Source organism: uncultured Microbacterium sp., assembly GCF_945952435.1.
GTDB lineage: Bacteria > Actinomycetota > Actinomycetes > Actinomycetales > Microbacteriaceae > Microbacterium.
Window position 1 is genome coordinate 68,183 of sequence record NZ_CAMFHZ010000011.1, and the last position, 23,015, is coordinate 91,197.

A 23,015-nucleotide genomic window follows, 5' to 3' on the forward strand; every position below is an offset into this window, starting at 1 on the left:
CGTCGGCCAGGATCCGTCCGATCAGGCGGTGCGCTGCGTCGCGTCCCGGGCGAGCGCCCGCAACAGCCCCAGTGCTCCCGCGTCGAGCGGGGCGTCCACGAGGGCTTTCTCGCCCTCGGCCGCATAGTCGGCGATGAGCAGTTCGGCCCGGGCGAGCGCTCCCGACTCGACGATCGCGGCCTGCAGGCTCGCGATCTGGTCGGCGGTGAGGTGCGGATCGCCGAGGAGCTCGTCCACGAGGCGGCGCCCGGGAGCGGCGAGCGCCTCCCTGGTCCAGGCGATGAGCAGGGTGCGCTTGCCCTCGCGGAGATCGTCCCCGGTCGGCTTGCCCGTGACGCGCTCGTCACCGAACACCCCGAGCACGTCGTCGCGCAGCTGGAACGCCATGCCGAGGGGGTGGCCGAACCCGCGCAGCGCCGCACGTTGACGCTCATCGGCACCGGCGAGCGCCGCGCCGATCAGCAGGGGCTGTTCGACGCTGTACCGTGCGGCCTTGAGGGAGACCACGCGCAGCGCCCGTTCGGCGTGCTCCGCATCGTCGCTCACGCTCCAGGCCGACTCCTCGGCGATGTCGAGGTACTGCCCGATCGTGACGTCGCGGCGCATCCTGGCGTACTCGGCGCGCACGGCCTCGGCGTGCGCAGCTCCCGAGAGCCCGGATTCGAGCAGATCGTCGCTCCACGCCACGAGCAGGTCGCCGAGCAGGATCGCCGCCGATCGACCGAAGCCGACCGCGTCTCCGGTCCACGCCGCCTCGACGTGCCGCGCCTCGAGCGCGCGATGCGTCGCGGGCCGGCCGCGACGGGTGTCGGAGTTGTCGATCAGGTCGTCGTGGACGAGGGCGGCCGACTGGAAGACCTCCAGGGCGGCGCAGGCGTCCCACAGGCCGTCCGGTTCGCTCCCGACGCCCGCGGGACCGGCCACGGCGGCCCACCCGGCGTGACAGAACCGGGCACGCAGCCGCTTGCCTCCGCGCAGCGTGTCCGCCGCCGCGAGGACGAAGGCACGGGCCTCCGCTCCGTAGTCCGCCGTCTCCGCGCGCATGCGCTCGACGAAGGCGTCGAGGCGCGTCGAGATCCGGTCGAGGACGGGGGAGGGATCGGCCACGTGCACAGCCTACTCAGAGGCGTGCGGGGGCGGTCGGGGCCGGGGGCGGGATGCGCGCGAAGTGCACGGTGAATCCCTAGCCTGGTGAGCCCGTGCGCGCGTAGACTGGGTGAAAGACCACCCGAGGGGGACGATATGCCACTCTCCGAGCAGGAGCAGCGGATGCTCGACGAGATGGAGCGCCATCTCATGCAGAACGACGCCGACGTCGTCTCCGCACACGGCGACCGCGCGCTCAGCTATCGCAATCTCATCTACGGCGCCGTGCTGCTGCTCGCAGGCATCGGGGGCCTCGTCGTCGGCGTCGTCATCGGCAACGTGGGCGGCATCGTCGTCGGCGTCGTCGCCTTCGCCGCGATGCTCGGCGGTCTCATGCTGGCGTTCACGCCCGTCCGCACCGCGGCGCGCGGTGCCACGCCGCGTGCGAAGGCCAAGGAGCCCTCCCCGTCGTTCATGGATCGGATGAACGACCGCTGGGATCGTCGTCACGACGACCACTGACTCCGCGTCCCTCCGGTAATCCGGAGGACGTGACGCACGAAGGCCCGGACGGCCTGCCGTCCGGGCCTTAGTCGTCTCTTCCTCTCCTTTTCCCTCCCTGAGCCCTCCACTTCGCTCCACCGGCCCCTCTCCGCGGAATACCGCGGGGGAGGGGCCTTTGTCGTGCCCGTGGAACGGCTGATTCGGACAAGAACGTGTATCGAAATGGAGGGAAGTGGAGTAAAGTGGAGGAAACGTCGTGGAGCGGGGTGGGGAAGGGGCGAGGCGCATGTTGCTCGGCACGCATTCCCCCAAGCTCGACGACAAGGGCCGCGTGATCCTGCCCGCCAAGTTCCGCGAGGATCTGGCAGGCGGCGTCGTGATCACCCGGGGGCAGGACCGCTGCCTCTACGTGTTCAGCACGACGGAGTTCGAGAGCGTGCACGAGCGGATCCGCCAGGCGCCGTTGAGCAACAAGGAGGCACGGGCGTTCCTGCGCATGTTCCTCTCCGGCGCGAGCGCCGAGATGCCGGACAGCCAGAACAGGATCACGCTTCCCGGGCACCTGCGTGCGTACGCGGGTCTGGCCAAGGAGCTCGTGGTGACGGGCGTCGGCGCCCATGCCGAGATCTGGGACGCCGCGGCGTGGAGCGCGTACGCCGAAGGACACGAAGACGCATTCGCCGAGTTGGAGGAGGAGGTGATCCCCGGACTGTTCTGACCCCTGGCTGTGACTCCCAGCCGCTCCCACCCCGGCGCACCTTCCCCGGTGCCGGGTCGAGCGGATGGGGATCAGGGTCAGGGGACACGGAACGGAGAGGGACGGTCCCATGGACATCCGACAGATCCATACTCCCGTGATGCTGGACCGTTGCGTCGAGCTCCTCGCCCCCGCACTCCAGCACGAGGGCGCGATCCTCGTCGACGCGACGCTCGGCATGGGCGGGCACTCCGAGGCGTTCCTCGAGCGGATGCCGGGGATCCGTCTCGTCGGCCTCGACCGCGACACCGACGCGCTGCGGATCGCGGGGCAGCGCCTCGCCCGGTTCGGCGATCGCGTCACACTGGTGCACACCGTGTACGACGCGATCGGCGAGCACGCCCGGGGCGCCAGCGGCATCCTCTTCGACCTCGGGGTCTCGTCCCTCCAGCTCGACGAGGCCGAGCGGGGCTTCGCCTACGCGAAGGACGCCCCGCTGGACATGCGGATGGACCAGACCACGGGGACGACCGCGGCGGAGGTCCTGGCGACCTATGGCGAGGGGCGCCTTCGCGGCATCTTCGAGCGTTTCGGCGAGGAGAAGCTCGCGGGGCGCTACGCCAGGGCGATCGTGCAGGCCCGGCAGATCGCGCCGATCGAGCGATCCGGTCAGCTCGTCGACATCCTGCAGACGGCGACGCCCGCCGCGGTGCAGCGGGCGGGTCATCCCGCCAAGCGCGTGTTCCAGGCGCTGCGGATCGAGGTCAACCACGAGCTCAACGTGCTCGCCGACGCGATCCCCGCCGCCATGGACGCGCTCACCGTCGGCGGCCGCATCGTCGTCATGTCGTATCAGTCCCTCGAGGACAGGCTCGTCAAGCAGGCCTTCGCTGCGGCGTCCGCATCGACGGCACCCGCGGGGCTGCCCGTCGAGCTTCCCGAGCACGCTCCCCGGTTCCGCACCCTGACCAAGGGCGCGGAACAGGCGGACGAGGCCGAGCGCGCGGCGAACCCGCGCGCGATCCCGGTGCGCCTGCGCGCCGCCGAACGTGTGAGAGACGAACGAAGGAGCACGGCGCGATGAGCATGGCGGAGAGCACGCTGCGGCGGCCGGTCCTCGACGAGCAGGCGTTCGACCGTCCGGCGTCGACGCGGCATCTGCAGGCCGTCGAGAGCCCGGACCGCCGCCGGCGCCCGCGGCTCGCCTACGCGATCGTGGCCCTGGCCGGCGCTGCGCTCATCGGCGCGACCCAGATCGGCCTGTCGATCGCGACGACACAGGACTCCTTCGTCGTCTCGAAGCTCACCCAGCAGAACAAGGAGCTCACCTGGCAGGCGCAGGCCGCCGCACAGGATCTCGACGGCGTGAGCTCGCCGCAGGCGCTCGCGACGCAGGCCGCCAAGATGGGGCTCGTCGTCGGAGGGAGCGCGAACTACCTGCGTCTCAGCGACGGCAGCGTCACCGGGGACGGCGCCCCGGCCGCCTGGGCGTCCAGCGTCGATCCGAGCAAGGGGGGCGTCCCGAACGCCCTGGTCCGCGACACGCCGGTCAACCCGTCCTCCGCCGCGGCGGGTGCGGGCGTACAACCGAAGAAGCAGAGCACGCCCGCGACGCAGGCGCCTCCCGCCGCCGAAGGCATCCCGACGCCCACGACCCGCTGACCCCCACGATCCCCGCTCACAGACCGGGCACCGCCCCGATCAGACCGCGCTCACGGACGGAGACCCCATGACACCCCGAGCGATCCGGATCCGGCGACGTCGCACCGTCGTCGCCCTCGCCGTGATCCTCGCCGTCGTCGTCGGATTCTTCGTGCGCCTCGTGGACATCCAAGTGGTCAGCGCCGCGGCGAACGTCAAAGACTCCCGGGAGATCGCCTTCGGGGCGACGACGCCGCTCGACGGCACGCGGGGCTCCATCGTCGACGCGAACGGCACCGTGCTCGCGCAGAGCCAGACCGTCTACGACCTGCAGATGGATCCGAAGGTCATGAACGGGATCGAGACGGGCAAGACGCCGCCGAAACTCTCCTGGGCGCAGGCCGCGGACAAGATCGCCGCGATCACCGGGCAGACCGGCGACGAGGTGCGCACGATCGCCGCGGACGCCCTCGCCGCGGATCCGGACTCGCAGTACGCGCAGATCAAGAAAGGACTGAGCACGGACCAGTTCCTGAAGATCCGTGCTCTCGGGCTCTCGTACCTGCACTCGGAGCCCCGGAGCATCCGCGTCTATCCGAACGGCGCCGTGGCGGGAAACCTGCTCGGCTTCATCGCCGGCAACGGCGACCGCGAGGGCATCGAGGAGGCGCAGAACGCGTGCCTCAGCCCCACCAAGGGCTCGGAGAGCTACCTCACCGGCAACGACGGCGTGGTCATCCCCGGCAGCATGACCACGAAGCCCGCGGTCGACGGCGGCACGGTCAAGCTCACCATCGACACCGAGCTGCAGTGGTACCTCCAGCAGATGATGATGGAGGAGGTCAAGACGCAGGGAGCCAAGGCGGGCACGGCGACCGTGATCGAGGTGGGCACGGGCAAGATCCGCGCCGCCGCGGAGTATCCCACCGTCGACCCCAACGATCCGGGCGCCTCCGCCGCGGCGGATCGCGGCTCGCGCGTCTTCAGCACGAGCTTCGAGCCCGGTTCGACGGGCAAGGCGATCACGGCGGCCACCGTGATGCAGGACGCCGGCGCCACCGCCGCCACGTCGGTGACCGCGTCGAGCCATGAGGAGTTCCCCAACGGGGCCGTCATCAACGACGCTTTCGAGCACCCCGCCTACGACTACACGCTCGCGGGAGCGCTCATCGACTCCTCGAACGTCGCCCTGTCGAAGTTCGGCGATCTCGTGACCGACCAGCAGCGCTACGACGAACTCGTGAAGTTCGGGGTCGGGAAGAAGACCGCGATCGACTTCCCCGGCGAGGCCGACGGCGAGATCCACCCCGTCAAGGACTGGGACTACCAGTCGCACTACACGACGACGTTCGGTCAGTACTACACCGTCACCGCCCCGCAGATCGGCAGCGTCTATCAGACGATCGCCAACGGGGGTGTGAAGATCCCGCTCTCGCTCGTCGAGTCGTGCACCGCGCAGGACGGCACGGTCACGGAGAAGGCCGCGCCGAAGCCCGAGCGGATCCTGGACGCGGGTCTCGACGCGCAGCTGAGCCGCATGATCGAGAACGTCGCGGTGCAGGGCAGTGTCTCGGACTCGATCAAGATCCCCGGCTACCGCGTGGCCGCCAAGACCGGAACGGCGCAGAAGCCGGACCCGACGACGGGCGCCTACAAGGAGGGGATCTACTTCACCAGCATGGTCGGCTACGCCCCCGCCGACCACCCGCAGTACGTGGTCGTGGTGACGCTCGACGAGCCCACTAGGGTAACCTCGTCTGCGGCCACCGCACCGGCATGGCAGAAGGCCATGACCCAGGTGCTGAAGACCTACCGCGTGCAGCCGTCCACCGTCCCCATGGAACCGCTGCTCCCCAAGTTCAAGTGATGACTGACGTCATCTGACCGGGCGGGCACCGCCCCCGGAGGATCCCCGCATCATGATCGCTCTGTCTCTCGGGGAGGTCGCCGAACTCGTCGGCGGCACCCTGCATCCCGTCGGGGATCACGATCCGGCCACGATCGTGTCCGGCGTCGTCGACACCGACTCCCGCCAGATGTCGCCCGGCGGCATCTTCGTCGCCAAGCCCGGCGAGCACACCGACGGACACCGCTTCGTCGGGGCCGCGATCGAACGAGGCGCGGTGCTCGCTCTCGTCGAGCACCTCGTCGACGAGGAGATCAGCCAGATCGTCGTCGCGGACGTCGTCGAGGCGATCGCCGCTCTCGCCCGCGGTGTCGTGGCGCGGGTCCGCGCGCACGGCGCCCTGCGGATCGTCGGCGTGACCGGATCCAACGGCAAGACCACGACGAAGAACTTCCTCGCGCGGATCCTGCAGGACGAGGGGGAGACCGTCGCCCCGATCGCCTCCTACAACAACGAGGTCGGCGCGCCGCTCACGATGCTGCGGATCACCGACGACACGCGCTTCCTCGTCTGCGAGTTCGGAGCGAGCGCGCCGGGCGAGATCGCCCGCCTCGCCGGGCTCGTCCATCCGGACGTCGTCATCGAGCTCATGGTCGGACTCGCCCACGCGGGTGGCTTCGGGGGGATCGAGGAGACCGCCCGTGCCAAGGCCGAGCTCATCGCGGCTGCGGCGGTCCCGGGGACCGCGATCCTCAACGTCGACGACTTCCGGGTGGCGGCCATGCGCGAGGGCGCGGAGGCGCGAGGCCTGGACGTGATCGGCTTCGGCCAGGGCGACGCCGCGGACGTGCGCGCCTCCGACGTGGACGTCTCGGCCTCTGGCACGACGTGCACCGTGCACGTCGCGGGGGAGGCGCTGCCGCTGCGCCTCCAGGTGCTCGGCGCGCACCACGTGGGCAACGCCCTCGCCGCGATCGCTGCGACCGGAGCGCTCGGGGTCGCGCCGGCCGATGCGATCTCCCGCCTGGAGACCGTGGAGATCGCCGAACGCTGGCGGATGCAGCCGATGGGCGGCGAGTCCGTGCGCATCATCAACGATGCCTACAACGCCAGCCCCGATTCGATGGCGGCGGCTCTGCGCACGCTCGCGCAGATCACGGGGCCGGGGGAGCGCACCGTCGCCGTGCTGGGCGCGATGAGCGAACTGGGCGAGTCGGCGGGCGACGAGCACGACCGGATCGGACTGCTCGCCGTGCGCTTGAACATCCAGCGCATCGTGGTCGTGGGCGCCGATGCCCGGCGTCTCTACCTCGCCGCCGTGGGCGAGGGATCCTGGGACGGCGAGGCAGTGCACCTGCCCGACGCGGACGCCGCCTTCGCGTACCTCCAGGGAGAGTTGCGCGCGGGAGACCGGGTGCTCGTGAAGTCCTCCAACTCGGCCGGGCTCCGATTCCTCGGCGATCGTCTGGGAGAATCGTTCTCGTGAGGTCCCTGCTTACCGCCGCCGCGATCTCCCTCGCCTTCACACTCCTGCTGACGCCGGTCTTCCTCCGGTTGTTCCGCCGGTGGGGCTGGGGACAGGTCATCCGCACCCCGGAGAACATCAGCAACCCGAGTCACCAAGCCAAGCGCGGCACGCCCACGATGGGCGGCGTCATCTTCATCGTCGGGACGATCGTCGGCTACGGCATCGGCACGTTCACCGGCGGGAGCTACCCGACCACGTCCGGTCTCCTCGTGATCTGGCTCATGGTCGGCTTCGGCGCCGTGGGCTTCATCGACGACTACATGAAGCTTCGCCAGCAGCGCAGCCTCGGCCTCTCCGGCTGGCGCAAGATCGTCGGCCAGGTGCTGGTCATGATCCCGTTCGGCATCGTCGGCCTCACCGTCCGCAGCCCCGCCGGCGTGAGCCCGGCGAGCGGTTTCGTCTCCCTCTTCCGCGACATCCCGGTGCTCTACCTGTTCGCGTTCGGCTTCATCGTGGGCTGGTTGCTGTACCTCGCCTGGATCTCGGTCATCGGGGTGGCGGTCTCCAACGCGGTGAACCTCACGGACGGCCTGGACGGCCTCGCGGCGGGATGCGCGGTCTTCGTGATCGGCGCCTACAGCCTCATCTCGTTCTGGCAGTTCAAGCAGTCCTGCTCCGCCGCGGCGCTCGCGCAGGACGCCTCCGCCGGCTGCTACGACGTCGCGCACCCCTTCGACCTCGCGGTCATCTCCGCGTCGTTCGTCGGTGCGCTCATCGGCTTCCTGTGGTGGAACGCGCCCAAGGCCAAGGTCTTCATGGGCGATGTCGGATCGATGTCCATCGGCGGTGTGATCGCGGCGCTCGCGATCCTCACCCGCACGGAACTGCTGCTCCTGCTGCTCGCCGGCGTCTTCATCATCGCGCCGGGCTCCGTGATCGTGCAGCTGACCTACTTCAAGCTCACCCGCGGCAAGCGTCTGTTCCTGCAGAGCCCCTTCCACCACCACCTGGAGATGCGCGGCTGGCTGGAGTCGACCATCGTCGTGCGGATGTGGATCATCGCCGGTCTGCTCGCCGTGTCGGCCTTCGGCCTGTTCTACGTCGAGTGGCTGGGGCTGACGAACTCATGACGCGCGATCTCGATGCCCTCACCAGCTGGAGATCCGACTGGCGGGGTCTGAAGGTGGCCGTGCTGGGCCTCTCCGTGACCGGTTTCTCCGTCGCCGACACGCTCACGGAGCTCGGCGCGGAGGTGCTCGTGCTGTCCGAGAGCGCGAGCGAGGAGTACGAGCGCCTGCTGCCGGTGATCGGGGCGGGGCTGCGCATCGGCGACCTCTCCGAGGTGCCGGAGGAGCTCATCGCCTTCGCGCCGGACGTGGTCGTCGCCTCGCCCGGGTTCTCCCCGACGCATCCCGTCATCGTGTGGATCCGCGAGACCGGCATCGCGCTCTGGGGCGACGTCGAGCTCGCATGGCGCGTGCGGGACAAGGTGGTCCGAGCCGACGGCACGCCCGCCGACTGGATCCTGATCACGGGGACCAACGGCAAGACCACGACGACCCAGCTCACGGCGACCATGCTGCTCGCCGGAGGGCTGCGTGCGGCGCCCTGCGGCAACATCGGCGTGCCCGTGCTCGACGCGGTCCGCGACCCGGAAGGCTTCGACGCGCTCGTCGTCGAGCTCTCCAGCCACCAGCTCTGGTACCTCGGCCTGGCGGATCCCGAGGGACAGCCCGTGCCGTCGTCGACCGTGTGCCTGAACCTCGCCGACGACCACCTGGTGTGGCATGGCAGTGCGCGCGCGTATCGCGATGCGAAGGCCCTCGTCTATCGCAACACCCGCGTCGCCTGCGTCTACAACAGGGCGGACGACGAGACCATGCGCATGGTCGAGGAGGCCGAGGTCGTCGAGGGTGCCAGAGCGATCGGATTCGGGCTCGGCATCCCCGGCCCGAGCGATCTCGGCGTGGTCGAGGGGATCCTCGCCGATCGCGCCTTCCTCGACGACCGGCGCAACACGGCACTGGAGCTCACGACCATGCACGCGCTGGCCGAACACGGCCTGAACGCTCCGCACATCGTGCAGAACATCCTCGCGGCGTCCGCGCTGGCCCGCTCGCTCGGCGTCGAGCCCGCCGCGATCCGCGATGCGCTGGACGGCTTCCACCTCGACGCGCACCGGATCGAGGTCGTCGCCCGCGCCGGTGGCATCACCTGGGTCGACGACTCCAAGGCCACCAACCCTCACGCCGCCCAGTCCTCGCTGCAGGCGTTCCCGGGGGCGGTCTGGATCGTCGGCGGCGACCTGAAGGGCGTGGACGTGTCGGATCTCGTCGCGGGGGCCGGCGCCACGGCGCGCGCCGCGCTGGTGATCGGCGAGGATCGTTCCGCCGTGGTCGAGGCGTTCGCACGACACGCGCCCGGGGTGCCGGTGATCGAGGTCGTCCCCGGCGACACTGAGGAGGTCATGACCCGCGTGGTCGAACTGGCGGCGGGCATCGCCCGGGACGGGGACACGGTGCTCCTCGCTCCGGCCGCGGCCTCGTTCGACCAGTTCCGCAGCTACGCGGATCGCGGACACCGCTTCGCCGAGGCGGTGCGGCGATGGATCGATCAGGGCCCGACGCACGAATAGAGGATTCCGGTGACGCAGGTGGCAGCACGCCCGACCGACGGCGCTGAGCCCCGCGTCGACGGCCTCGCGGCCCGCGTGCGGCTGGGGCGGATCTTCACGCCCGTGTCGACCGAGTTCGTGCTCATCGCGTCCACCGCGCTGCTGCTCACGATCTTCGGACTCGTGATGATCCTGTCGGCCTCGAGTGCCAACTCGCTCAGCGCCGGCAAGGGGCCGTACTCGATCGTGCTGACCCAGGCTCTGGTCGCGCTGATCGGCGTCCCCCTCATGTTCCTGATGAGCCGGCTGCCGGTGCGGTTCTACAAGCGCACGGCCTGGATCGCGCTCATCCTCTCGATCGCGCTGCAGATGCTCGTCTTCACCCCGCTCGGCTTCGCGAACGACGGAAACCGCAACTGGCTGCGCATCGCGGGGCAGGTCGTGCAGCCGTCGGAGTTCATCAAGCTCGCCCTCGCCGTCTGGACCGGGTTCATCCTGTGGCGCAAGCAGGATCTGCTGGGCCGACGCCGTCACGTCTACATCCCGCTGATCCCCGTCGCCTTCCTCGCGATCGGCACCGTCTACGCGGGCGACGACCTCGGCACGTCCATGATCCTGTTCCTCATCCTGCTCGGCGCGCTGTTCTTCTCCGGGGTGAAGCTGCGGATCTTCCTGCTGCCGGTCATGGTGATCGTCGGGGCGGTGCTCGCCTTCGCCCTCACGGACGACCGCCGTCGCGCCCTCATCCTCAGCATGTTCAGCGCGCAGAACGACACCAGCTGCTACCACGACCAGTGCTTCCAGCAGGTGCATGCGATCTGGGGCATGGCGAACGGCGGCATCTTCGGGCTCGGGCTCGGCAACTCGCACGAGAAGTACGCGTGGCTCCCCGCCGCGTCGAGCGACTTCATCTTCGCGATCGTGGGGGAGGAGCTCGGCCTCATCGGCTGCGTGCTCGTGCTAAGCCTCTTCGTGCTCTTCGCGGTGGCGGTGTTCCGGATGATCCGCAAGTCGGACGATCTCTTCGTCCGTGTCACCTCCGGGGCGATCGTCGTGTGGATCCTCTCGCAGGCGCTCATCAACATCGGCGTCGTGCTGCGGCTCATCCCCGTGCTCGGCGTCCCACTGCCGTTCATGTCGCAGGGTGGTACCTCGTTGCTCTCCGCCCTGCTCGCGTGCGGTGTGCTGCTCTCCTTCGCGCGGACGCTCCCGGCTGCGGCCGCGCGACCGTCCGCACCCGTCCTGGGCGCGCCGCGGGACGCCCGCGCGCCCCGTGGACGTGCAGGCCGGTCGGGTACAGTCGCCCGGTGACCACGTACCTCCTGGCCGGCGGCGGCACCGCCGGCCACGTCAATCCGCTGCTCGCCGTCGCCGACGCCCTCCGGGCCCGTGATCCCGAGGCGCAGGTGCTCGTGCTGGGCACCAGGGAGGGGCTCGAAGCACGCCTCGTCCCTCAGCGCGGCTACGAGCTCCTCACGATCGACAAGGTGCCGTTCCCGCGGCGTCCCGACGCGGCGGCCCTCGCCTTCCCGGTGCGCTTCCCGCGGGCCGTGCGGACCGTGCGCGAATACCTTCGCGAGCACCACGTCGATGTGGTCATCGGCTTCGGCGGCTATGCGGCCGCCCCGGCCTACGTCGCGGCGCGGCGCGAGCGGATCCCGTTCGTCGTGCACGAGGCCAACGCGCGGCCCGGCATGGCGAACGTCCTCGGCGCGCGCGGCGCGGCCGCGGTGGGCGTCACATTCCCCGGCACGCCGCTGCGCGAGGCGCGGGTCGTCGGCATGCCGTTGCGCCGGGAGATCGTCGATCTCGATCGTGCGGCCCTCCGAGCGGAGGCGGCTGCGGAGTTCGGTCTCGACCCCGCCCGTCCCGTTCTGCTCGTGTTCGGCGGATCGCTCGGTGCCCGCCGCCTGAACGAGGCGATCGCGGGATCCTGGCAGGATCTCCTCGACGCGGGCTGGCAGATCCTGCACGCCACCGGCGATCGCTCGGACATGGCGGATCCGCACGCACAGGGCTACGCCGTGCGGCGGTACCTGGACCGGATGGACCTCGCTTTCGCCCTGGCCGACGTCGTGCTCGCCCGTTCGGGGGCCGCCACGGTCAGCGAGATCAGCGCCCTCGGCATCCCCGCGATCTACGTCCCCTACGCGGTAGGCAACGGCGAGCAGCGTCTGAACGCGGCCGCGGCGGTCGAGGGCGGTGCCGCCCGCCTGATCCCCGACGGGGACCTGGATCCCGACCGCATCCGCGACGAGGTCGTCCCGCTGCTGCAGGATGCGGCCGCCCTCGAGGCGATGACGCGCGCCGCCGCGCGGGTCGGATCCCGCACCGGTGCGGAGGACCTCATCGCGCTCGCCGACGAGGCGCTCGCGCGCTGATCCGGGGTCGGCCCCGGCGAGCCAGGCCCGAGGGCCCACGGGGCCGACTTAGGATTGTCACGCCCGTCAAGGACGAAAGAACACGATGATCAGACCCGACCTCTCGCTGCCCCTTCCCGAGGACATCTCGGCCGCGCACTTCATCGGCATCGGTGGATCCGGCATGTCGGGACTCGCGCAGATGTTCCTCGACGCGGGCATCCGCGTCTCCGGCAGCGACCGCGCGGACAGCGCGAACCTGCAGGCGCTCGCCGCCCGCGGCGCGGACGTGCACGTCGGCCACGACGCAGCGAACCTCGGCGATGCGGACACCGTCGTGCACACCGGTGCGATCTGGCCGGAGAACCCCGAGTTCGTGCTCGCGAGGGAACGCGGGCTGTCCGTGATCCACCGCTCGCAGGCGCTGCACTGGCTCATCGGCGGGCGCCCGCTCGTCTCGGTCGCCGGCGCGCACGGCAAGACGACCTCGACCGGCATGATCGTCACGGCGCTGCTCGAACTCGGAGCGCATCCGAACTTCGTCAACGGCGGCGTCATCGAACAGCTCGGCGTCTCGAGCTCCTCGGGAACCGACGACCTGTTCGTCATCGAGGCCGACGAGTCCGACGGCACCTTCCTGCTCTACGACACCGCGGTGGCGCTCATCACGAACGTCGACCCCGATCATCTCGATCACTACGGCTCGGACGAGGCCTTCCACGATGCCTTCGTGAGGTTCGCGAACGAGGCGAGGGACGCCGTCGTGATCTCGAGCGACGATCCCGGGGCGCTGCGTGTGCGCGCCGGTATCACCCACCCCCACGTGCTCTCCTTCGGCGTCGCCGAGGACGCGGACCTCCGGGTGACGGACGTCGTCACCGACGGGCCGGTTGCGGCGACGCTCGCCTTCGGCGGCGAGACCGCACGCATGCGCCTGGCCGTGCCCGGCGTGCACAACGCGATCAATGCGGCGGGCGCCGTCGCGGTGCTGCTCACGCTCGGCTACACGCTCGGCGACGCCGCGCGTGCGGTCGAGGGCTTCGCGGGGACGGTGCGCCGGCTCGAACTGCACGGCACCGAGCGCGGCGTGCGCGTCTTCGACGACTACTCGCATCATCCGACCGAGGTGCGCGCGGCGCTCGAGGCGATGCGCACGCTCTCCGGATCCGGGCGCATCATCGCGATCCAGCAGCCGCACACCTATTCGCGCACCCAGCACATGTACCGCGAGTTCGCGGAGGTGCTGGAGACTTTCGCCGACCACACGGTCATGCTCGACGTGTACGGAGCGCGGGAGGACCCCGTGCCCGGAGTGACCGGCGAGCTCGTGAGCGGCGCGTTCACGGACGCCGCCCACGTGCACTACGTGCCGGACTGGCAGGAGGCCGCGGAATACACGGCCGGCGTGGCGAGGGAGGGCGACGTCGTCGTGACGCTCGGCTGCGGCAACGTCTACCAGATCATCCCGCAGGTGCTCGAGGCGCTGCGCACGACCACCGAGGGCTGAGCGTGCGCCGGCCGTCTCCGATCCCGATCTCGGCGCCGCCCGCCCCGGACGTCGAGCCGACGCGGACCACGGCGTCGATCGGCGGATCGCGCGACGACGGAACCGACCTGAACGGACTCTCGGCGACGGATCCGCGGGAGGACCGCACTGCTCGGACGTCTCCGGAATCCGGCGACGGCCCTCGCGCGGACGCACCGGGCGAGGGGCCTCTCACGCCCCGGGATCTGTGGCGGGCGGCCAAGGCCCGTCGGCGGGCGCTGCGCTCCGAGATCCGCCGGTTCACCCAGCGCTCGCGGCGTCGACGCATCGGCTGGATCGTCGCCATCGCGGTCGCTCTCCTCGTGGTCGGGGGGAGCACGGGGGCCGCCTACAGCCCGTTGTTCGCCGTCGAGAAGATCACGGTCGAGGGGGCGAGCCCCGTCACGCAGAACAACGTGCGGACGGCCCTGGCCGGCCAGATCGGGCGTCCGCTGGCGCTGGTCGACTCCAGCGCCGTGAAGGCCGCCCTGGTCAACTTCCCTCTCATCGAGACGTATCGGCTGGAGGCGCACCCGCCGCACGAGCTCGTCGTGCGGATCGTCGAGCGCACACCGGTCGGGGTCGTCGCGTCGCAGCGCGGCTACACCGTGGTCGACGCGGCGGGAGTCCCGCTCTCGACCACCGCAGAGCGGCCCGCGGGGTACGCGCTCATCGATCTCAAGGGCGGCACGGACGCCTCGTCGTTCCGCAGCGTCGGCGTGGTCCTGCGCGCTCTGCCCGCCGATCTCCGCGCCCAGGTGGACACCGTCACCGCGGCGACGGCCGACGCCATCGAGATGCAGCTGACGAGCGGACCGAGGATCGTGTGGGGGAGCGCGGACCAGTCGGCGCTCAAGGTCGTCGCGCTGCAGAAGCTCATGGCGGCGAAGCCGGGGCAGGGCATGTACGACATCTCCTCGCCGGACGTCGGCATCGTCGGCTGACGCCCCGTCCGCCGGCACAGGACGCCCTCGGGCGCCTTCCGGACGCGCGGCGGCGTCGAATCTCCGGATCGATCGCGATGACGCGCGTGTCGTGGGGCCTCGCGGGGCACTCTGCCGCTTACCGTCGATTCCAGAGAAAGCAATACCGGGAAATACTTTAACCTTCTGGCTGAGGTTTAAGGTTTACCCCGGCTCGGGGCTCGAAACACATCGGAGGACGGGATGAGCCAGAACCAGAACTACCTCGCCGTGATCAAGGTCGTCGGTGTCGGCGGTGGTGGCGTCAACGCTGTCAACCGCATGATCGAGCTCGGCCTGCGAGGCGTCGAGTTCATCGCCATCAACACCGATGCGCAGGCGCTGCTCATGAGCGACGCGGACGTCAAGCTCGACGTCGGCCGCGACCTGACCAGGGGCCTCGGCGCCGGCGCCGACCCGGAGGTCGGCCGTCGTGCCGCCGAGGACCACGCGGAGGAGATCGAACAGGCGCTCACGGGCGCCGACATGGTCTTCGTCACCGCGGGGGAGGGCGGAGGCACGGGAACGGGCGGCGCGCCGATCGTCGCCAGGATCGCGAAGTCGATCGGCGCCCTCACCATCGGCGTCGTCACCAAGCCCTTCTCCTTCGAGGGGCGCCGTCGGCAGAGCCAGGCCGACGCGGGCGTCGCGAAGCTGAAGGAAGAGGTCGACACCCTCATCGTCGTCCCCAACGACCGCCTCCTCGAGATCAGCGATCGCGGCATCTCCATGATCGAGGCCTTCGCCACGGCCGACCAGGTGCTGCTGGCCGGTGTGCAGGGCATCACCGACCTCATCACCACGCCGGGTCTGATCAACCTCGACTTCAACGACGTCAAGTCGGTCATGCAGGGGGCGGGCTCCGCGCTCATGGGCATCGGCTCCGCACGCGGCGCCGACCGGGCGATCAAGGCGGCCGAGCTGGCTGTCGAGTCGCCGCTGCTCGAGGCCTCGATCGAGGGCGCGCACGGGGTGCTGCTCTCGATCCAGGGCGGATCGAACCTCGGCATCTTCGAGATCCACGATGCGGCCGACCTCGTCAAGGAGGCCGCGCACCCCGAGGCCAACATCATCTTCGGAACAGTCATCGACGACACGCTCGGCGACGAGGTGCGCGTGACCGTGATCGCGGCCGGCTTCGACAGCGGCGAGCCCACGCTGCGGCTGGACCCGCAGATCTTCTCGCGCACCACCACCGCGCCCGCCGCGGTCGCCGAGAAGACCGAGGCCGCAGACGAGGAGTCCTCGACCGACGACAAGCCCGCCGAGGAGGCACGCCCGTCGACGCCCGCGTCGAACCCCGTGCTCGCACCGGTGCACACCAGCATCGAGCCGGCCTTCGACGAGAGCGACCTCGACATCCCCGAGTTCCTGAAGTGACGACGCTCGCCGAGCGGCTGTCCGCGATCGACGACGGCATCGCGGACGCCGCCCGGCGTGCGGGGCGCGCGCGGGAGGAGATCACCCTCATCGCGGTGACCAAGTTCCATCCCGCGTCGCTCGTGCAGGATCTCTACGACCTGGGGGTGCGCCACGTCGGCGAGAACCGTCAGCAGGAGCTCTCGGCGAAGTCCGCGGCGCTCTCCGCCCTTCCCGACCTCCGCTGGCACTTCATCGGCCAGGCGCAGACCAAGAAGGCCTCCGCGATCCGGCGATCGGCCGAGGTGGTCCACTCGGTGGATCGAGCGCGTCTCGCCGACGCGCTCGATCGCGTGGCCGTGGACGACACGCTGCTCGACGTGCTGCTGCAGGTCAATCTCACTGAGGATCCGGAACGCGGGGGAGTCCCCCCGGCAGAGCTGGAGCGGCTCGCCGAGCACGTGCTCTCCCTGCCCACGCTGCGGCTGAGGGGCGTCATGGCGGTCGCGCCGCTCGACGAGGATCCGGCGCAGGCCTTCGCCCGCGTGTACGAGTACGCCGTGCGGTTGCGCGCGCTGGCACCGGACGCCACCTGGATCTCGGCCGGCATGACGGCCGACTACGCGGAGGCCGTCGCCGCCGGTGCGACACACCTTCGGATCGGGTCCGCAATCACGGGACCCCGCCCTGCTCAGGGCTAGCCTCGACATCAGAAACACCCCGCACATTACGGAGGACGCGATGGGGAACCCGCTCAAGAAGACCATGGTGTACCTCGGCCTCGCCGATGAGGAAGAGGTCTACGACGAGGCCCCGGCCGCGGCTCCCGCCGCGCGGCACGAGAGCACCCGTCGCGAGGAGGTGCGTCGCGAGGAGTCGAGGCCGGCTCCCGTGACCCCGTTGCGCCGCCCCGTCGCCGTGCGGCAGCCGGCTGCCGGTGCGGTCAACGAGATCCTCACCGTGCATCCGAAGCAGTACCGCGACGCCCAGGTCATCGCCGAGAGCTTCCGCGAAGGCATCCCGGTCATCATCAACCTGTCCCAGATGAGCGATGCCGACGCGCGTCGCCTCATCGACTTCGCGAGCGGCCTGTCCCTCGGGCTCTACGGTCGCATCGAGCGTGTGACGAGCAAGGTCTTCCTGCTCTCGCCCGAGAGCATCGCGGTGTCGGGGCAGGGTGGCATCGCCGGGGGCGACGAGCCCGCGCTCGCGCACTCCTGAGGCGTGTCGGCGCTGGCCGCGGTCTCCCTGATCGCCGCGATCCTCAACATCCTTCTGCTGCTGTACCTCCTGACGCTGTTCGCACGGTTGATCCTGGAATACATCCCCCTGTTCAACCGCGGATGGCGCCCGAGGGGTGCGCTGCTCATCGCCGCGGAGATCATCTACACGATCACCGATCCGCCGATCAAGCTGTTCCGACGCTTCATCCCTCCGTTGAGGCTCGGACCGGTCGCGCTGGATCTCGGATTCACCCTGACCATCATCGTCGTGCTCATCCTCATGGCGATCACGCGATCCTTCATCTGATCGAGCCGCGCCCGGCCGGTGTCGTCTTCGCGGCGTTCCGGTCGGGCGGCTATGCTTCTGAAGCAGGTGCACGCCGTCGGGCACGCGCCGCATGTCCACCCGGCCACCGAGAACTCATCGAAAGAGGAGCCACCCATGGCACTGACCCCGGATGACGTCGTCACCAAGCAGTTCCAGCACGTCCGATTCAAGGACGGCTTCGACCCGGACGAGGTCGACGACTTCCTCGACGAGGTCGTGCTCGAGTGGCGCAAGGCCCTCGACGAGAACGCCGAGCTGAAGGCCAAGCTCGCCGCGTACGAGTCGGGTGAGAAGGCCGCTCCGGCCGCCGGGCCGGCCCCCGTCGCCGCCGCTGCCCCGGTCGCCGCGCCCGCCGCGGGAGAGGGTGCGCCCGCCGCGGCCACCGCCGGAATCATCGAGCTCGCCCAGCGCCTGCACGACGAGCACGTCGCCGAGGGCAAGGCGCAGCGCGACCAGCTCATCGCCGAGGCCAAGTCCCAGGCCGCGAAGATCCTCGCAGACGCGGAGCAGCGTCAGCGCGAGGAGACCGCACGTCTGGACCGCGAGCGCAACGTGCTCGAGAGCAAGATCAGCGAGCTGCACACGTTCGAGCGCGACTACCGCGCTCAGTTGCGCAGCTACATCGAGGGCCAGCTCCGCGACCTCGACGAGGGCGGCCCCTCCGCGGACTCCGCCTCCGCGCAGTAACGCAGTAAGGAGCCCTGTTGGCCCGGCGTCAACCGCTTCACGGTGCGGCGGCCGGCACGATCATCGCGATCCTCGCGATGATCGTGCTGGCCGCCGACCAGTTTGTGAAGTACCTCACCATCACGCACCTGCCGGAGCAGAAGGCCGTCCCGGTACTCGGGTCCTTCCTCCAGCTGTACTACATCCGCAATGCCGGAGCCGCCTTCTCGATCGGTGAGGGCGCCACGTGGATCTTCACCATCGCGTTGACGGCCGTCGCCGCGGTGATCGTGTGGAAGTCGTTCTCGACCCGCTCCCGCCTCTGGGCCGTGGTGCTCGGAGCCCTGCTCGGCGGTGTGCTCGGCAATCTCGGCGATCGGCTGTTCCGCGCGCCGGGATTCCCCATGGGGCATGTCGTCGACATGATCTCGATGCCGTGGATGATCCCCGCCATCTTCAACGTGGCCGACGTCTTCATCGTCACGGGCATGATCTCGATCGCGCTGCTCATCATCACCGGGCTCCGGCTCGACGGCACGAGGGAGCGCACCGCCCCCACGCGGGACACGCCGGCCGACGAGGATCCCGCTGCCTCCGACGCCGCCGCGCGTCCGGGCGACGGAGCCTGATCGTGGAGTCGCGCTCGCTGCCCGTCCCGGACGGGCTCGACGGCGTCCGCGTCGACGCCGCCCTGGCCAAGATGCTCGGCTTCTCCCGCACCTTCGCCGCGGACGTCGCGGAGGCGGGCGGCGTCACGCTCGACGGCGCGGTTCTCGGCAAGTCGGACAAGCTGCGCGCGGGCGGCTGGCTCGAGGTCGAATGGCGTGCGAAGGAGGAGCCCAGGATCGAGGCGATCCCGGTGCCCGACCTCGGCATCGTCTACGACGACGACGACATCGTCGTGGTCGACAAGCCCTCGGGCGTGGCCGCCCATCCCTCGGTGGGGTGGGAGGGGCCGACGGTCGTCGGCGCCCTCGCGGCCGCCGGATTCCGGATCGCGACCAGCGGCGCCCCCGAGCGCGCCGGTGTCGTCCATCGTCTGGACGTGGGCACGAGCGGTCTCATGGTCGTGGCCAAGACCGAGCACGCGTATCGCGTGCTGAAACGCGCATTCAAGGAACGCACGGTCGAGAAGGTCTATCACGCCGTCGTGCAGGGACACCCCGATCCGCTCGCGGGCACGATCGACGCACCGATCGGGCGCCACCCGAGCCACTCCTGGAAGTTCGCCGTGACGCCCGACGGCAAGCCGTCGGTCACGCACTACGAGACGCTCGAGGCGTTCCCCGGTGCGTCTCTGCTCGAGATCCACCTGGAGACCGGTCGCACGCATCAGATCCGCGTCCACATGGCGGCGCACCGCCACCCCTGCGTGGGCGATCCGCTCTACGGCGCGGACCCCACGCTGTCGGCGCGGCTCGGACTGACCCGGCAGTGGCTGCATGCGCACCGGCTGGGGTTCGCGCATCCGACGACGGGGGAGTGGGTGCAGACCGAGTCGCCCTATCCGGCCGACTTCCAGCACGCGTTGGACGTGCTGCGGGGCGACGCCACGGCCGGATAGCGTCGCGCGCACTCCGGGGCGGGGCTCAGACGGCCCGCGACGTCACAGGTGCAGCTCGTCCGTGGCGGCGACCACCCCGTCGAGGGTCGCCTCGAGGAAGCGGACGGCTTCGGCCGGATCCGTCCCGCGCTCGATCACGAGACTGATCAGGGTCTCCTCGGTGAACGACACCCAGGCGCGCATCGCGATCCGCAGGGCGGCGGTGTCCGTTGTGCCCAGCTCCGTGAAGGCCTGGATCAGTCGCTCTGCGTTCTGCTCGCGCGATTCGTCGACCACGCGGCGCACGGCCGGATCGCCGCTCGCGACGCCCCGGACCAGGGAGTGGAAGGTGCTCTGATGCTGCTGGACGAACTCCGCGACGCGCAGCAGCGTGTCGTGGATCCGCTCTCGCGGCGGCAGCTCGCTGCGAGGCTCGGAGGCGAGCAGCAGACTGTCGCGCGCCATCGTCACGACCGCCTTGTGCATGCCCTGACGGGTGTCGAAATAGTGGAACAGCAACGGGCGCGACACGCCGGCGCGGCGCGCGAGCTCGTCCATCGTCAGCTCGTCGAGGGTGTGCTCGGCGAGGAAGTTCACGCCTGTCGCGACGAGCTGGGCGCGGCGCTCCTCCGGGCTGAGGCGCGCACGGCGTGGATCGGGCATGGCCCGAGCCTACCGGCGCGTCGGCTCCGTGATCGCGTGTTGACTCTGAGTCAACGGTTTGTATACTCGAAAGTCGAGTGCCGTCGCAGTGGCCGGCACGCATGAGGAGGATCGATGAAGTTCCGGAAGTCCGACCGCGTCCGCAAGCTCGCCTCATCCCACGCCGGGCGCATCGCGCTCGTCGCGGTTCCCGCCGGCGTCGCCGCAGCGATGCTGCTGGGCGGTGTCGCGCAGGGATCCGTGCCCGTCTCCTTCGCCGTCTCCGGCAGCGAGTTCCAGATCAGCGCGTCCCAGCTCGACGGAACCGGTTTCTCGCAGTACGCCGGCGTCGCGAAGGACACCGAGGGCAAGGACCACACGGTCGCCATCGCGAACATCAAGAGCGCCACACTGTCCGACCTCTGCCAGGCCGTCGTGACGGACACGCCGCTCGGCAAGGTGGGCGTCCTGATCAAGGCCGGCGGCAACGGCACCCCGGCCTCCGCCAGCGACCTGCAGCTCGGGATGACGGGCCTCAAGGGCGACGCCTCGTTCGGTCAGATCCGCATCGGCGTCGACGCGTCGACCGTCAACACGGACGCGAAGGGCACGGCGGGCGACTTCGCGCAGGACGCCGACACCGTCACGATCAAGAACCTGCAGCAGACGGCCTGGAGCACACAGGCCTCGGTGTTCACCCTCACGGGGATGACGCTGGAGCTGACGGACGGATCGCAGGGATGCTTCTGAGGGACGCTCCGATGACCACGCCCGGCCCGGCGGGGATGACGCCCGTCGGCGACGACGACCCGGTGCGGACGCGCCGCGCACGCTGGCGTGCCTGGCGTCGCCGCCGCCCCTTCGTCGGTGGACTCCTCGTCGCGCTCGGCGGCGTCGAGATGTTCTTCTCCGGACAGCTCGACGTCGGGCACCTGCACGTGCAGCTCGGGATCGAAGGGCTCCAGGCCACGATCATCCCGATCGCTCTGCTGCTGCTGGGAATCCTCGCGATCGCGATGCCCGCGCACCATGTCTTCTACGGGATCCTGGCGCTCTGCGTCGCGATCTACTCCCTGATCGGCGTGAACCTCGGCGGATTCCTCGTCGGTATGCTGCTCGCCGGCACGGGCGCCGTGCTCGTCGTGGCGTGGATGGGCGGCCGCCCGCGGACGGAGCAGGCCGGGACCGATGTGGAGGCGGAGACCGAGGAGACGGCCGCGTGACGGGCCGTCGCCGCATCGGTGCCGTGGTCCTGGCAGGGCTGGCGCTCGTCGCGCCGATGACGCTCGGCGCTGCCGCGGCCCGCCCGGCGGCGGTGTGCATCCCGTTCATCTGGTGCCCGTCGCCCTCGCCGAGCCCGTCTCCCTCCGACGCGCCGGGAACGCCCGACGCGCCAGGAACTCCCGTCGTACCGGGGGCGCCCGCGATTCCCGGCACGGCGCAGACGCCCTCGCCCGGATCTCCCGCGGCCGCCCCGACGCCCGCCCCCACGCCGGTGGCGGCGACGCGCGACGACGGTGCGCCGATCTTCACGAAGACGCCCGCGTCGATGGGCTCCCAGGGGCTGTCGTTCACCGGCCTCAGCGGCCTCGCGATCGTCGACGTCCCTACGGCGGACGGCAGCACCGTCCGGACGCTGAAGATCTCCGCCGACACGATCACGATCAGCGGCTTCTCGCTCACGGTGCGCCCTCCCGACAACGCGGGGCTGGTGACGAACGCGGACACGATGACGCTGAGCGGACACGTGAGCGTCTACCTCGGCTCGATCACGGCGACCACGCAGGACGGGCGCGCCCTGACGCTCGGCACCGACACGCCGCCCTCGCTGGACGACGTGAAGCCGGGGCTCCTGCGGGTCACGATGGGGCTCGTCGGGTCGACCGCCGATTCGATCGCCTACAGCAACACGGATCAGCGCATCGTCGAACCGTGATGTCGGCGGCCGGGTGCAGACTGGGCGCATGGACATCGACGTGCGGCCGGCCACCGTCTTCGACGACGTCGCGACGCTCGTCGGGCCCAAGAAGCCGACCTCGAACGTGTGCTTCTGCCTCAGCTATCGCATCGGCAGCGCCGAGAACAACGCGCTGAAGGGGCCCGCGCGGGCAGACCGCGTCCGAGAGCTGTGCAAGGAGGATCCGGCGCCCGGGGTGATCGCCTACCTGGACGGCGAGCCGATCGGCTGGGCCGCCGTCCATCCGCGACGCGACACCGGCTTCGCCCGCAACCGCTTGATCCCGCACCTGGACGACGAGGATGTGTGGTCGCTGTGGTGCTTCCGCGTGCGACCGGGGCATCGTCGGCAGGGCGTCATGCACGCACTGATCGAGGGGGCCGTCGCCTTCGCGCAGGAGAACGGAGCTCCGGCGGTCGAGGGCTACCCGCTCGACAATGCGGGCGCCCGGGTGAACCAGACGATGATGTATCCCGGTACGCGGTCCCTGTTCGAGGCCGCCGGATTCGTGAAAGCCGCCGACACGGGTTCCGTGCTCGACGGATTCCCGCGGGTGCTCATGCGCCGCGAGCTCGGGTGAGGGCAGCCGCACCG

General features: G+C 70.3%; 25 protein-coding genes. 23 read left to right on the plus strand and 2 right to left on the minus strand.

The window, feature by feature from the left end; all coding sequences use genetic code 11:
• Positions 1-21 precede the first annotated feature (21 nt).
• Positions 22-1,107, minus strand: a complete 1,086-nt coding sequence (locus Q0P88_RS07805) for a polyprenyl synthetase family protein (protein WP_363316502.1) — start codon at positions 1,105-1,107, stop codon at positions 22-24.
• Positions 1,108-1,242: 135 nt separating this feature from the next.
• Between Q0P88_RS07805 and Q0P88_RS07810 the strand changes: the two genes are divergently transcribed.
• The 19 genes from Q0P88_RS07810 to Q0P88_RS07900 all read left to right on the plus strand — a co-directional run bounded on the left by Q0P88_RS07810 (position 1,243) and on the right by Q0P88_RS07900 (position 19,843).
• Positions 1,243-1,608 (plus strand): DUF3040 domain-containing protein, encoded by a 366-nt coding sequence (locus tag Q0P88_RS07810; protein ID WP_295012817.1) that lies wholly within the window; start codon positions 1,243-1,245, stop codon positions 1,606-1,608.
• 268 nt (positions 1,609-1,876) lie between these two features.
• Positions 1,877-2,308: a division/cell wall cluster transcriptional repressor MraZ gene (mraZ, locus tag Q0P88_RS07815; protein ID WP_295012819.1), complete on the plus strand. Its 432-nt coding sequence runs from the start codon at positions 1,877-1,879 to the stop codon at positions 2,306-2,308.
• Positions 2,309-2,417: 109 nt separating this feature from the next.
• A complete protein-coding gene (gene rsmH, locus Q0P88_RS07820; protein WP_295012821.1) occupies positions 2,418-3,371 on the plus strand; it encodes a 16S rRNA (cytosine(1402)-N(4))-methyltransferase RsmH in 954 nt (317 codons plus the stop codon).
• The gene (locus tag Q0P88_RS07825) at positions 3,368-3,949 is read left to right on the plus strand and encodes a hypothetical protein (protein ID WP_295012823.1); all 582 of its coding nucleotides are present in this window, start codon (positions 3,368-3,370) and stop codon (positions 3,947-3,949) included. The genes rsmH and Q0P88_RS07825 overlap by 4 nt, the downstream gene beginning before the upstream one ends.
• 67 nt (positions 3,950-4,016) lie before the next feature.
• The gene (locus Q0P88_RS07830; RefSeq protein WP_295012825.1) at positions 4,017-5,795 is read left to right on the plus strand and encodes a penicillin-binding protein 2; all 1,779 of its coding nucleotides are present in this window, start codon (positions 4,017-4,019) and stop codon (positions 5,793-5,795) included.
• Positions 5,796-5,847: 52 nt separating this feature from the next.
• A complete protein-coding gene (gene murF / locus Q0P88_RS07835) occupies positions 5,848-7,260 on the plus strand; it encodes a UDP-N-acetylmuramoyl-tripeptide--D-alanyl-D-alanine ligase (RefSeq protein WP_295012827.1) in 1,413 nt (470 codons plus the stop codon).
• A complete protein-coding gene (gene mraY, locus Q0P88_RS07840) occupies positions 7,257-8,372 on the plus strand; it encodes a phospho-N-acetylmuramoyl-pentapeptide-transferase (RefSeq protein WP_295012829.1) in 1,116 nt (371 codons plus the stop codon). The genes murF and mraY overlap by 4 nt, the downstream gene beginning before the upstream one ends.
• The gene (gene murD, locus Q0P88_RS07845) at positions 8,369-9,877 is read left to right on the plus strand and encodes a UDP-N-acetylmuramoyl-L-alanine--D-glutamate ligase (RefSeq protein ID WP_295012831.1); all 1,509 of its coding nucleotides are present in this window, start codon (positions 8,369-8,371) and stop codon (positions 9,875-9,877) included. Before mraY ends, murD begins: the two co-directional genes overlap by 4 nt.
• Positions 9,878-9,886: 9 nt before the next feature.
• Positions 9,887-11,167: a putative peptidoglycan glycosyltransferase FtsW gene (locus Q0P88_RS07850; protein WP_295012833.1), complete on the plus strand. Its 1,281-nt coding sequence runs from the start codon at positions 9,887-9,889 to the stop codon at positions 11,165-11,167.
• Positions 11,164-12,237 carry an undecaprenyldiphospho-muramoylpentapeptide beta-N-acetylglucosaminyltransferase gene (murG, locus tag Q0P88_RS07855; protein WP_295012835.1) on the plus strand — a complete coding sequence of 358 codons (1,074 nt, stop codon included), beginning with the start codon at positions 11,164-11,166 and terminating at the stop codon, positions 12,235-12,237. Before Q0P88_RS07850 ends, murG begins: the two co-directional genes overlap by 4 nt.
• An 85-nt stretch (positions 12,238-12,322) precedes the next feature.
• Positions 12,323-13,723 carry a UDP-N-acetylmuramate--L-alanine ligase gene (murC, locus tag Q0P88_RS07860; protein ID WP_295012837.1) on the plus strand — a complete coding sequence of 467 codons (1,401 nt, stop codon included), beginning with the start codon at positions 12,323-12,325 and terminating at the stop codon, positions 13,721-13,723.
• Between the two features lie 2 nt (positions 13,724-13,725).
• A complete protein-coding gene (locus tag Q0P88_RS07865; RefSeq protein ID WP_295012839.1) occupies positions 13,726-14,685 on the plus strand; it encodes an FtsQ-type POTRA domain-containing protein in 960 nt (319 codons plus the stop codon).
• Positions 14,686-14,907: 222 nt separating this feature from the next.
• Positions 14,908-16,083: a cell division protein FtsZ gene (gene ftsZ, locus Q0P88_RS07870; RefSeq protein WP_295012841.1), complete on the plus strand. Its 1,176-nt coding sequence runs from the start codon at positions 14,908-14,910 to the stop codon at positions 16,081-16,083.
• Complete coding sequence (locus Q0P88_RS07875; RefSeq protein ID WP_295012843.1) at positions 16,080-16,763, plus strand: YggS family pyridoxal phosphate-dependent enzyme; 684 nt, start codon at positions 16,080-16,082, stop codon at positions 16,761-16,763. Before ftsZ ends, Q0P88_RS07875 begins: the two co-directional genes overlap by 4 nt.
• 40 nt (positions 16,764-16,803) lie before the next feature.
• Positions 16,804-17,283 (plus strand): cell division protein SepF, encoded by a 480-nt coding sequence (sepF, locus tag Q0P88_RS07880; protein ID WP_295012844.1) that lies wholly within the window; start codon positions 16,804-16,806, stop codon positions 17,281-17,283.
• A 12-nt stretch (positions 17,284-17,295) separates the two neighbouring features.
• Positions 17,296-17,592, plus strand: a complete 297-nt coding sequence (locus Q0P88_RS07885) for a YggT family protein (protein WP_295012874.1) — start codon at positions 17,296-17,298, stop codon at positions 17,590-17,592.
• 135 nt (positions 17,593-17,727) lie between these two features.
• A complete protein-coding gene (locus Q0P88_RS07890; protein ID WP_295012846.1) occupies positions 17,728-18,300 on the plus strand; it encodes a DivIVA domain-containing protein in 573 nt (190 codons plus the stop codon).
• Positions 18,301-18,377: 77 nt separating this feature from the next.
• Positions 18,378-18,908: a signal peptidase II gene (lspA, locus tag Q0P88_RS07895; RefSeq protein WP_295012875.1), complete on the plus strand. Its 531-nt coding sequence runs from the start codon at positions 18,378-18,380 to the stop codon at positions 18,906-18,908.
• A gap of 2 nt (positions 18,909-18,910) precedes the next feature.
• The gene (locus Q0P88_RS07900; RefSeq protein WP_295012848.1) at positions 18,911-19,843 is read left to right on the plus strand and encodes an RluA family pseudouridine synthase; all 933 of its coding nucleotides are present in this window, start codon (positions 18,911-18,913) and stop codon (positions 19,841-19,843) included.
• Positions 19,844-19,885: 42 nt separating this feature from the next.
• Here Q0P88_RS07900 and Q0P88_RS07905 read toward each other — a convergent pair whose 3' ends face one another.
• Positions 19,886-20,485, minus strand: a complete 600-nt coding sequence (locus Q0P88_RS07905; protein WP_295012850.1) for a TetR/AcrR family transcriptional regulator — start codon at positions 20,483-20,485, stop codon at positions 19,886-19,888.
• 114 nt (positions 20,486-20,599) lie between these two features.
• On the opposite strand from Q0P88_RS07905, the gene Q0P88_RS07910 reads away from it, so the two are divergent.
• The 4 genes from Q0P88_RS07910 to Q0P88_RS07925 are packed head-to-tail and all read left to right on the plus strand — an operon-like array spanning position 20,600 to position 23,001.
• Positions 20,600-21,214, plus strand: a complete 615-nt coding sequence (locus tag Q0P88_RS07910) for a DUF6230 family protein (protein ID WP_295012852.1) — start codon at positions 20,600-20,602, stop codon at positions 21,212-21,214.
• 11 nt (positions 21,215-21,225) lie between these two features.
• On the plus strand, positions 21,226-21,687 hold the full coding sequence (locus Q0P88_RS07915; protein ID WP_295012854.1) for a DUF6114 domain-containing protein: 462 nt from the start codon (positions 21,226-21,228) through the stop codon (positions 21,685-21,687).
• On the plus strand, positions 21,684-22,400 hold the full coding sequence (locus Q0P88_RS07920; protein ID WP_295012856.1) for a hypothetical protein: 717 nt from the start codon (positions 21,684-21,686) through the stop codon (positions 22,398-22,400). The genes Q0P88_RS07915 and Q0P88_RS07920 overlap by 4 nt, the downstream gene beginning before the upstream one ends.
• Positions 22,401-22,428: 28 nt before the next feature.
• Entirely contained in the window at positions 22,429-23,001 is a 573-nt protein-coding gene (locus Q0P88_RS07925) for a GNAT family N-acetyltransferase (protein ID WP_295012858.1), read from the plus strand.
• Positions 23,002-23,015: the final 14 nt, after the last annotated feature.